Genomic DNA, 10,683 nt, shown 5'->3' with positions numbered 1-10,683 from the left:
AATTATGCAAAATGTATAATTAAACAAATTCAAAATATCGGTGGCTCATTTTTCATGCTAATTAATGAATTTACAAATATTGTTAAAAAAAATAATAAAAAGTTTATAATTATAAAGCAATATATAGTGTTGCCACCATAGCCAAATGGCCAAGGCATAGGTCTGCAACACCTTGATTACCGGTTCGAATCCGGTTGGTGGCTCCATTTAATGCGCCCGTAGCTCAATTGGATAGAGTGTTTGGTTACGGCCCAAGAGGTTGCGGGTTCGACTCCTGCCGGGCGCGCCATTTCAATAAAATGACCAAAAAAACGCGAATGCGTTTTTTTATTTATTTCATTAGATAAAATTAAATTGTGAATAAAATACAATTAATTCACAACTACTTAATTTTAGGAGTACTTAAAAATGAAAGATCAAATGAAAGATAAATTTAAAAATGTTATAGTTAAAACACCAGCTTCTTCAATGACAATGGGAATAACATCGGCTCCTGAATTAGGGAAGCCAATTTATAGTCTAGCTCTAATTCAACACGAAAAATATATTGATGCTCTAAAAAGCTGCGGCGTAAATGTTACCATTTGTCCAAAAAATGAAGATTTTCCTGACTCATGTTTTGTTGAAGATACAGCTGTAATTGTTACAGGAGAAATTGCAATATTATCTAATCCTGGTGCAGCATCACGTAATGGCGAAAAACATGAAATGCTGACATATCTAGAAAAATTCTTTGACAAAGACCACATTTTTAAAATCGAAGCCCCTGGAACGCTTGATGGTGGTGATGTTATGATGGTTAAAGATACTTATTACGTTGGTATGTCTGATAGAACAAACCGCGAAGGCATTCGACAATTTCATAATATTTTAGCTAGTGTAGGAAAAAAATGCATTCCAGTTCCTATGACAGAAATGCTACATCTAAAGACTGGCGTTAATTATCTAGAACATAATAATCTGTTAATTTCTGGGGAATTTATACACTACCCAACATTTAAAGAATTTAATCAAATTATTGTTGATAAAAGCGAAGCATATGCTGCTAATTGCATTTGAGTTAATGAGACAGTGATTGTACCAGAAGGATATCCACATACTCTAAAAGCAATTCAAGATTTAGGAATTTACAGGGTTATTACTTGTGATACATCTGAATATAAAAAATTAGATGGCGGACTAAGCTGCTTATCGTTAAGATTTTAAAACACTAAACTGGGTTCAAACCCAGTTTCTTAATGTTTTAAATATAAAATAAAGCAATGAAAATTATTGCTACATATATATCAAAACATAATTCATATGTTTAATAGGTACTTCTTTATATTAAATAAAGTGATCAAAATGTGTTAAAACAAAAAATAAAAGCATGCTTGTGGGTTGCATGCTAATATATTTTTTTTATGAAATATAATTTAATTATAAAGCATATATTTTTTTTATTAATAACTTTGATTAAAAACAATTTAAAAACTCAAAAAAGAGCTTTTTATAGTCATTTACACCAATATTTTCAGGTCTAGACATTGGATGAATTTTCAATCTCTTTAATATTAATAAAACAGTGCTTTTATTATATTTTAATATCAAATTATTAACTAATGTTTTTCTCTTGAATTGAAAACATAATTTTAAAAAATCTAAAAAGGGCGATAATTCAAAATCTATATTATCAGCAAAATCAATTCTTACAACCATCGAATCAACCTTTGGGCTGGGATTAAAATCAGAAGATTTTGCAACAATAACCTTTGAAACATTAGCAATACTTTGAAGCGCAACGCTTAATTTAGAATAGGTTTTTGAATTAGGCTTTGCAATTAATCTATCCCCCACTTCTTTTTGCACCATTATAACAGCATGTTTAACATATTTATAATTATCAATTAATTTAAATATAATGGGAGATGTAATATTATAAGGAATATTACCGACAACGACTTTTTTAAATTTTGAGACCAAATCAGCATCTAAAAAATCTTTATTTAAAAACTTAATATTTTTTGGTACTTCCTTGTTAATTCATATATCATATAAATCTTTATCTAATTCATATGCTTCAAGACTTTTTACCTTATCAATCAGCAAATTTGTAATCGCCCCCAAACCGGGCCCAATTTCAATAACGTTTTCATTTTCCACGTCAGCTGATTCAACAATTTTTTGTTGAATTTTTTTATTAATTAAAAAATTTTGCCCAAAACTTTTTTTAGCCCTTATTTGCATTTTCTATACACCAAAAACCTTTCTAACATTTAGTCTTACCTGCTTTACAAGTAACTCCTCATCTATGCCCTTAAGATTGGCAATAAATTGGTATGTATATTTGACATATGGACTAATATTTGGTTTACCGCGCATCGGTGTTGGCGCTAAATATGGTGTATCTGTTTCACACAAAATTCTATCAATAGGAATATTAATAACAGCTTCTTGTAAAGCTCTTGCATTTTTAAATGTTACTACGCCAGAAATTGAATAATATATATTTTTATAAGGCAATGTTTTCTTAACAAAATCAAGATCCCCACTAAAGGAATGAAAAATAATATTTATATCATTAAATTCAGAATTCTTAATTATTTCAAAAGCATCATCTAAGGCATCACGAACATGAAGCATTGCAGAAATGCCATGTTTTCTAGCTACATTTAATTGTGAAATAAAACTTTCCTTCTGAATTTCTTTACTTGGAGAATTATCATAATGATAATCAAGTCCAATTTCACCAATAGCAATAACATCATCATTGATGATAGACTCAATAAAATTGCCATCGCTACTTCCAACTGCTTCAGTAGGATGAATCCCAATAATTGGGTGTAAAAATTCTTTATCTTTTTTGCATAAATTAATAACTTCAACTGAATCGTTTTTCGAAGTGCCTACAATAAAAAGCTTTTCCATATCTTGCTTCTTTCAATCTAAAATAACACTATATGGTTCATCATAATATTCCTTAAAAGGATGAGTATGGACGTCTACGTATTTCATTTTATTTTATAACTCCTCCAACAATTGTTTAAAAATTAAAAATATTTTCTCTTTTCATACACTTTTTTTAGTAATATAAAAATTTTCATTTTTATGCAAGAAGTCTGACACTACCTTTATAACAGCAATTCTTATTCCTAATAAATTAGCGCAGTGTATTAAAGCACAAGCCTCCATATCTAAGATCCCAATATTTTCAAAATTATCCTTAATTTTTTCAATATCATTTTTAGAAAAAAACTTATCAGCAGACAATAAATCAGTGTTTTTTAGACCTAAAATGCTATTAACTTCCTTAGATAAAATGGAATTTGTCATAAACTTGTATTGATTATTAGGTAATTGGCCTAGCTTGTAATTCGGTAATTTAGTCAGATCAACATCAAAATAATATGAATTTTCAATGATAAAAGCATCGCCAACATTAACATCTAAAATGCAACCCGCCGGCCCAATATTAACAATCTTTTCAACCTGATAATCTTTTTCTTTTAACTTAGCAATGCTTTGTGTTAAGCCAAATGAGGAATTAACCTTACCAACACCGCAATACAATAATGCAAATTCTTTTTTTGAATAATTTGATAAGCACAAATGTAAGCTTGTATTCTCATTTTCAAATAAATTATCTTCTAAAAAGAAAATATTATTTAAAATATCTATCTCACCTTTTTCAGCAACAACAAATAGGCTAATTTTTTTCATTTTATTTCCTTATAATATAATAATTTATAATAAAAAATTCTTGGGAATTCCAAGAACTTATTATACATATGAATTAAGCTACTAAACCGTATTTTTTTAAAGTTCTAGCATTTTTTGCTGTTACTCTAACAGTTTTCTTTGTGCCATTTTCAGTTAAAACAGTTACTTTTTGCAAGTTAAGGTCAAATGTTCTTTTTGAGGTATTCAAAGCATGTGATCTCTTGTTTCCACTCAATGGTTTTTGACCTGTTAATTGATCTCTTCCTGGCATTATTATCTCCTTAATTTTGTAAAACAGTATCTTTAATATTTTATATTAAATTAATTTTTTTTTTAATTTTTGTTCATATTCACATTTAGAAAATAAATTAAATAAACTAAATTACCTGTTTTTGCCATTTTTAGAGACGCTTATTTTACAATATTACTTTAACAACACTTTAAAGTTAATAATTATTTTTTTAAGTAATATGAAAATTTTATTTTATTATAATTTTACACAGTTAATTATGGAGGTATATTATATGCTAGAAGCAAAAAATAAACTTAGCAAAAACAATACTATTAACTTAATTTTTGGCATTTTTGTGGGATTAACATCACTAGGTTTTTTGATCCTTAATATTCTTTCATACAAAGAAAAGGACAATTTTGACAATGAAATACCAACTTTATATTTAGTTTTTAAACGTTTTTCATCATTATTTTATTTTACCTATTTATCAAACTTTTTATTAGCTGCAACCCTAATTTCAGTGGCACTAAAACCAGAAAATGAAAAAGCAAAACAAATGTTTTTTATCTCTGTTGTATTAATTACAGTTACTTTTTTAATTTATTGAACCTTAATCTCATATCGAAGGGAAACATGAGAAAACTGAGTTAATGCAATCAAATCCCTAACAACTCATGCAATTAATCCTACCCTTGGTTTTATTGGTTTATTTCTAATTAAAAAACAAATAAAAATAACTTTTAAAACAATTTTAACAGCAATGCTAATTTTGTTTGGATACTTCATGTTTGCATTTATTTTGTACTTTGCAACATTTAATAAAATTAAGGAAAATCATGGTGTTATTATTTATACATTTCTAGATTTTAAAAATCCTTTCTTTTATAAAGGAAATAATAAAGGAATAATTATTGTTTTAGATATATTAATTTTCGCTTTAGGATTTGTTATTCCAATTGCCCTATGTGCTTTTTGAAAGGCAGTATATAGAATTAAATACATAAGCCGCAAAAACAAAAATCTTCAACAATCAAAATGCATAAATATTTCTGAAAATAAGTAGAAATTATTTAATTAAATTTTTAAAAACCAACTTCCGTTGGTTTTTAATTTTGGATACTTATTAGGCCGTTATTCATTAATCGCTTCTCTTATTAAATAGATTTGATCATCAATTCAAACTGTGTCGCCTACTCTAATAGTAGCATTTCGGCCTTTAGGAATTCTATCGTTTATTTTTACTTTGTGAAATGACAAAAATATTTTAGCCATTCCGCCGGTGCGACAAAGGTTTATTTTTTTGAGAAATTGACCCAATTTAATTTCGCTTCCGTAAATTTCAATTTTCATTAAAAACCCCTTTGCGGTGTAATTAAATGATAAAGTTTAGGATTTGATTGTGATGTTATAACAATTCGCATCTTATCAGCAGTGAATGACAGCTTTATCTCATCATCAAAACTTTGAATAGCATCTTTTAAAAATTTTGAATTCAACGCCAATTTAAGCTCGCTATCATTATAGCTAAATTTTTGTGTTTTAATCTCGGCATTAGCTATCTCATCACGTGTGGATGATATTGTTAAAATATTGTCATTAATATGTAATCTAATCTTATTATAATTTTCTGAAATAATAACCGATGCCTTGTTTAATAAACTATTTAGCTCCTTTTTAGTAATAATCAATTCATAAGCGAATGATTTCGGAATAATTCTAGATACGTCAATATAAACTTGGTCAACGACTTTTGATTCGATCACTGTTCCGTCTAACTCAAATAATATTTTTTGATCTGAAATATTCAAAATAACATCACCACTATAATCAAAATTCAAAACATCTTTTAAATTCTTAGCAAGTATTGATATATTAAAATTAACATCATCAGCAATCTCAGCAATTTCTTCAGCATAACGGTATTTGTCAGTTGCAACTAATTTAAACTGGTTATTTTGAGCAGATATATTGATACAACATAAAATAATATTTGTTTCAAGTGTCGAAGCTGAAACAGAAACATTTTTTACCATATTTTTCAGTTTTTGTCAACTAATTTTAACTTGGTCACCATAAACAGAAAAATCAATAACTGGATATTCAAAAAGATTATATAAATTTATTGAAAAACGTTCGTTTTCAGTGATTAATTCAAGAGTATTTTCCTTTGATTTCAAAATAATATCGTTATCTAACTTTTTGACTATGTTTCTAAATAATGAAAGATCAACAAGAATTTTGCCGGGAAGAATAATTTCAGCATCAAGCGATACATTTATGTCGTGTTTAATGCTGATTGATCCGTTTGATCCAATTAATGTAATTTTATTTCCTTCAGCACTAAGTAATATGCCTTTTAATTCTGGCATAAAAGGATTGGCATCTATTGCTTTTGCCACCCTTTCGATAGCAGCATCTAATAAAAGTTTATTAATCTTTAATTCCATGAACTCTTACTCCTTAAATTGTTATATTACTTTTTTTAATGTATTTTGAATTTTTTCAATAGCAGTTTTTATAGCAGAATTACTTTGTAAATTAGCATCAACTCAGTTCAAAGAAGCAATAACAGTAGAGTGTGCTTGATCCCCGACAATCTTACCTATTTCCTTCAAAGTAAAATCAAAATTATGTTTCAATAAATAAATAACTATTTTTCGAGGCATTACAACTTCTTTAACTCTTGTTGGGCTAGATATTTTCTTTTTATCAATGCCATAGTATTTACTTACTGTTTCAATAATTTTTTCAGGGGTTATTGTTTCAGCAGCTTTTGTGACATTTTTAAATATATTTTGAATTGTCCTTAAATCATATGTAAAGAAATCATCACCATCAGCAAATAATTTGATGCGACTTATTGCTCCTTCAAGCGCTCTAATTGATGAAGAAAAGTTTCTTGCTATATATCTAAATGATTCCTCTTCTCATAAATCAGGGTTTACATCATTCTCTTTAAGTTTAAATTTTAAAATGCTAATAACATCCTCAACACTTAAGTCATTAATTTCAGTTATTAGACCGCCCTCAAATCTTGTCAGGAATCTTTGCTCAAAGCCACCAAGTTGGTTCGGTTGCTTATCAGCACAAAAAATAATTTGATTTTTTTGTGTCTTCATTGTGTTAATAATATTAAATAAAACATTTAAGGTGCTTTCTTTATTACCGTATTGTTGAACATCATCAAACATTAAACAATCATAAGAAGTCAGTTCGTCAACAATTTTATTAATTTGCTCTTGATTTCTTGATTTAAGTTGTTCCACTAACTTTCGGGTTAGATTGTCCGGATTGATGTATAAACATGTTTTATTTTTCTTCTTAAATTCGTTGCCAATAGCATGTAATAAATGTGTCTTACCTAACCCGCTACTCGAATAAATGAACAAGGGATTAAAACTATCGTTATATTCATTACAAATTTGTTTAACCGCCTTAAAAGTTATCTTGTTAAAGTTGCCAATAAAATAATTGCTAAACGTTAAATCATTTTTAACATTAGTTATCTTTTCAGAATTAATGAACTTATGAGCTTCCTCATTATCAATGATCTTTTTTATTTCATTTATAGATGAAATCAAAACAACTACTAATTTTTTTTCTAGTGTATTAATTACTGCTCGTTGAATAGTTTGAAGATATGTTTGTTTAACATAATCAATAATATATGTTGGTGCTAAAATATAAGCATTATTTTCATCAGTACTAATTAGTTGAAGACGAGAAAAAAAAGTTTCATAAACCATTTCATCGCTAGAGTTATTTTTAAGTTCATTTTGAAGTATTTTATTCTCTACATTTAGATTCAATTGAGCTTCTTGGTATTTCATATAAATATAAATTATATTTTAAATTGATGCAAAACTATTTTTTTTAATTAAACATAATGTATTTACATACATTTTATTAACACTTTTATTATTATTTTCTTTCTTAAATTAAGTTGAAAAAAAATAATAAAATAAATTATCAACAAATAAAGATACTTAAATGAGTAGTTTGTTAAAAACTTTTATTAGAGGTTAGCTAAAAAACATAAAATAACACTAAAGTAAATTATTAATTAATAATTAATAAAATGCAAGGGGGATTTTTGCTTTTTTGGTAAAATAATATAAGTATTTTTACATAATAAATATTTTTGAAAAGGAGAGAAAAATGAAAAGAACATACCAACCTAAAAAACGTAAACATATTAAGGTGCATGGTTTTATGGCTAGAATGCAAACAAAAAATGGCCGTAAAGTTCTTGCAGCAAGACGTGCAAAGGGAAGACATAAATTAACTGTATCAGATGAAAAATAATTTGATGCTTTTTGTTTTAACTTTAAATTAATAATTTTGCATTATGAATAAAAAAAATACTGTTAAAAAAAATTGAGAATTTCAAAAAATTCTTAATGGACATAATCAAGTCATTTCACGAAATTTAATTGTTTATTTTACTAAGTCGCAATTTTTCAGATGCGGAATTTCAATTCCAAAGCAGTTTGCTAATGCTGTTGAAAGAAATCACTACCGCAATCAGATCAGATCGATTCTAAGAAAAATGGACATAAGTCAAATTAATTACGACACCGTTATAATAGCAAGAAAAAATTTTCTCCATCTCAATTGAGAGGAAAAAAACAAAGCTATTCACAAAATCTATGAAAGGATAACCGATGGCAAAAAGAAGTAGTTCTAAGCACTATGATTCTTTTCGGATTAACCAATCTCCTATTGATAAGCAACCAAAGGCTGTCTGAAAAAAAGTTTGAAAATGAATTAGGGTTGTTCTAATATTCATCATTATTTCTATCGGCCTAGTAGGTTGCGTGCAATCAATTGCAACAAAATCGGGAACTAAAGTTGGTTCAGGACAAGAAATATATACAAAGAACGACTATGTTTCACCAAACATCGCAACACTAAGATGGAATAAAGATCGCAATGAATTCTATGTTCCAAACATCAATACAGAAACCGGCATAGTGGCAAATACTTATCTTGGCCTAGAAGATCACGAACAGATTAATCAGTTAAGAAAACAAGATGCTCAAACCGGTGGACAATATGGTATATATGGTGGTACATCATTTGCATTGCAATTACAAAAGCCAAAAAATGACAATGCCGCTTTATCAAACAAGCCAGATGATTGACAAAATATCTCTAACATCGAAATAAAAAACGAAGATGGGCATAGAGGTGTTATCTATGGTAATGGTTTAAACAACATTTATCTTAATTTTGGTAATAGTAAGGGTGAAGGAAAAACAAAAGCATATACCCCTGTAAGTAAATTAACCGATATTTACCTACCTAACTCAATTGTTTTTGAAACATATGAGAAAAAAGTTAAGGTTCCCGGTTCAAATGAAACAAGAACAGAATTTGTCACTGACTATTCACACGTTAAAGATTTAAACCTCTCAAGAGTTGAATTAACTGGTGTAAATGGTTCAAATGTTTATAACGTTTTTCTAGCGGATATATACACAACATTATTAGCAGAAACATTTAAGATTTGAGTAGACCAAGATAATAATAGATCTGATTTCGCCAAGGCAATCTCTAAAAAATCAGGAAAAAGTATTTCTCAATTAAGAGCGTTAGATAAATATAGTTTAATTAGCGAATGGAATAATTTCATTCTTAGTTATAAAAATTCAATAGGTCCCGCAAAGGGAATTAGCGAAGAAGAAGGTAAAGAATTAAATAAAATCTTTCTTTCGGTTTCATCTGTTATGAAAAACTATGCTTCATTAACCTCTCTAAATGAATCATTATTTAAGGTAAATGATAAAAAAATCGGTAGGGAAATCAGCGTATTTAACTTTTCCTCAATCAATGATGCAGGAAATTATGCTCCTGATGCCTGAAAATTTAAATTAATGGCCTCAGATGCATTTGTACCCAACAAGCCAATAACTACCTATAAAGAACACTGGGAACAAGGTCCTTTTTATGGCTTCTTTGTATATCCAGTTGCTCAGTTTATGAACTCCATAATTAGACCGTTAGGAACTACTGGATGAAGCGTGGTACTGGCGTTGGTTATCACAGTTATTTTTGTTAGAATTATCACTTTCTTCCTTACAACTAAAACAATATTTAGCGCAAGTAAGATGGAAGAATTAAACCAAAAGAAAGCAAAGATTGAAGCTAAATATGATGCTTACAAGGGCGATAAACAAATGAACCAACGTAAGCAAATGGAAATTAGTGAATTATACAAAAAAGAAAAAATTTCACCGCTCTCACAACTTGTCTCATCATTTATAACCCTCCCAATATTAATTGTTGTATTTAGAATAATTTCAACTTCTCCAGAAATTAAACAATCCACATTATATACAATACAGCTTTCAGCTACTTCAATTTATAGAATATTTAAAATTGGTGAGCTCCAATATTTACCAATTGTTGTTCTGTCAATTGCAGTTCAATTAATAGCTCAATTTATGCCTAAAATTCTTAAACTAAAGAAGAAGAAATCACTTCAAGCTGACGCCTATCAACGGGCTGCAATAAAAAAATCAAATAAAAAGGCATTTCTAATTCCAATTATATTTGCTTTTATAGGGATATTTTTTAGTGCTGGTTTGCAAATATACTGAATAATAGGTGGTATATTTACAATTCTTCAACACGTTGCTGTTCATTACATTCAAAAAACAAGATGATATAAAAATAAATTGCAACCTTTCCTATTCAAATAATTTAAATATAAAAATAACGAGCTTTTTTAAGAAAGCTCGTTATTT

At 28.1% G+C, this 10,683-nt stretch carries 12 protein-coding genes and 2 tRNA genes; 7 read left to right on the top strand and 7 right to left on the bottom strand.

From position 1 onward, the window contains the following. The first annotated feature begins 131 nt into the window (after positions 1–131). The 3 genes from ACWXVU_RS02575 (at position 132) to ACWXVU_RS02565 (ending at position 1,206) form a co-directional block, all read left to right on the top strand. Positions 132–206, top strand: a tRNA-Cys gene (locus ACWXVU_RS02575). Between the two features lie 6 nt (positions 207–212). Beyond that, a tRNA-Arg gene (locus ACWXVU_RS02570) sits at positions 213–289 on the top strand. Between the two features lie 119 nt (positions 290–408). Next, a complete protein-coding gene (locus tag ACWXVU_RS02565; protein WP_455994123.1) occupies positions 409–1,206 on the top strand; it encodes a dimethylarginine dimethylaminohydrolase family protein in 798 nt (265 codons plus the stop codon). Positions 1,207–1,455: 249 nt separating this feature from the next. Here the strand turns inward: ACWXVU_RS02565 and rsmA are convergent, their stop codons facing one another. The 4 genes from rsmA to rpmB form a co-directional block, all read right to left on the bottom strand. Next, on the bottom strand, positions 1,456–2,226 hold the full coding sequence (rsmA, locus tag ACWXVU_RS02560; protein ID WP_456012131.1) for a 16S rRNA (adenine(1518)-N(6)/adenine(1519)-N(6))-dimethyltransferase RsmA: 771 nt from the start codon (positions 2,224–2,226) through the stop codon (positions 1,456–1,458). A 3-nt stretch (positions 2,227–2,229) separates the two neighbouring features. Further along, positions 2,230–2,994 (bottom strand): TatD family hydrolase, encoded by a 765-nt coding sequence (locus ACWXVU_RS02555; RefSeq protein WP_456012130.1) that lies wholly within the window; start codon positions 2,992–2,994, stop codon positions 2,230–2,232. 6 nt (positions 2,995–3,000) lie between these two features. After that, on the bottom strand, positions 3,001–3,699 hold the full coding sequence (locus tag ACWXVU_RS02550; RefSeq protein WP_455966504.1) for a 5'-methylthioadenosine/S-adenosylhomocysteine nucleosidase family protein: 699 nt from the start codon (positions 3,697–3,699) through the stop codon (positions 3,001–3,003). A 73-nt stretch (positions 3,700–3,772) separates the two neighbouring features. Beyond that, on the bottom strand, positions 3,773–3,970 hold the full coding sequence (gene rpmB, locus ACWXVU_RS02545) for a 50S ribosomal protein L28 (protein ID WP_438340590.1): 198 nt from the start codon (positions 3,968–3,970) through the stop codon (positions 3,773–3,775). 253 nt (positions 3,971–4,223) lie between these two features. On the opposite strand from rpmB, the gene ACWXVU_RS02540 reads away from it, so the two are divergent. Next, positions 4,224–4,997 carry an MAGa3780 family membrane protein gene (locus tag ACWXVU_RS02540; RefSeq protein WP_438340589.1) on the top strand — a complete coding sequence of 258 codons (774 nt, stop codon included), beginning with the start codon at positions 4,224–4,226 and terminating at the stop codon, positions 4,995–4,997. A gap of 68 nt (positions 4,998–5,065) precedes the next feature. Here the strand turns inward: ACWXVU_RS02540 and ACWXVU_RS02535 are convergent, their stop codons facing one another. Genes ACWXVU_RS02535 through dnaA form a run of 3 tightly spaced genes read right to left on the bottom strand, consistent with a single transcriptional unit; the run spans position 5,066 to position 7,764 of the window. Next, on the bottom strand, positions 5,066–5,284 hold the full coding sequence (locus tag ACWXVU_RS02535; protein ID WP_438340588.1) for an RNA-binding S4 domain-containing protein: 219 nt from the start codon (positions 5,282–5,284) through the stop codon (positions 5,066–5,068). Then, the gene (gene dnaN / locus ACWXVU_RS02530) at positions 5,284–6,381 is read right to left on the bottom strand and encodes a DNA polymerase III subunit beta (RefSeq protein WP_438340587.1); all 1,098 of its coding nucleotides are present in this window, start codon (positions 6,379–6,381) and stop codon (positions 5,284–5,286) included. Before dnaN ends, ACWXVU_RS02535 begins: the two co-directional genes overlap by 1 nt. Before the next feature lie 21 nt (positions 6,382–6,402). Next, the gene (gene dnaA / locus ACWXVU_RS02525; RefSeq protein ID WP_438340586.1) at positions 6,403–7,764 is read right to left on the bottom strand and encodes a chromosomal replication initiator protein DnaA; all 1,362 of its coding nucleotides are present in this window, start codon (positions 7,762–7,764) and stop codon (positions 6,403–6,405) included. A 328-nt stretch (positions 7,765–8,092) separates the two neighbouring features. Between dnaA and rpmH the strand changes: the two genes are divergently transcribed. From rpmH to yidC, 3 genes are read left to right on the top strand one after another with little or no spacing between them, the layout of a single operon-like run. Further along, positions 8,093–8,239 carry a 50S ribosomal protein L34 gene (rpmH, locus tag ACWXVU_RS02520; RefSeq protein ID WP_002881399.1) on the top strand — a complete coding sequence of 49 codons (147 nt, stop codon included), beginning with the start codon at positions 8,093–8,095 and terminating at the stop codon, positions 8,237–8,239. A gap of 43 nt (positions 8,240–8,282) precedes the next feature. Then, a complete protein-coding gene (rnpA, locus tag ACWXVU_RS02515; protein WP_438340585.1) occupies positions 8,283–8,615 on the top strand; it encodes a ribonuclease P protein component in 333 nt (110 codons plus the stop codon). Further along, positions 8,599–10,638, top strand: coding sequence for a membrane protein insertase YidC (yidC, locus tag ACWXVU_RS02510; protein ID WP_438340584.1), 2,040 nt, complete (start codon positions 8,599–8,601; stop codon positions 10,636–10,638). Before rnpA ends, yidC begins: the two co-directional genes overlap by 17 nt. Positions 10,639–10,683: the final 45 nt, after the last annotated feature.

It is taken from the genome of Mycoplasma sp. 2575 (assembly GCF_053851635.1).
This window is presented reverse-complemented; position numbering and strand designations above follow the sequence as displayed.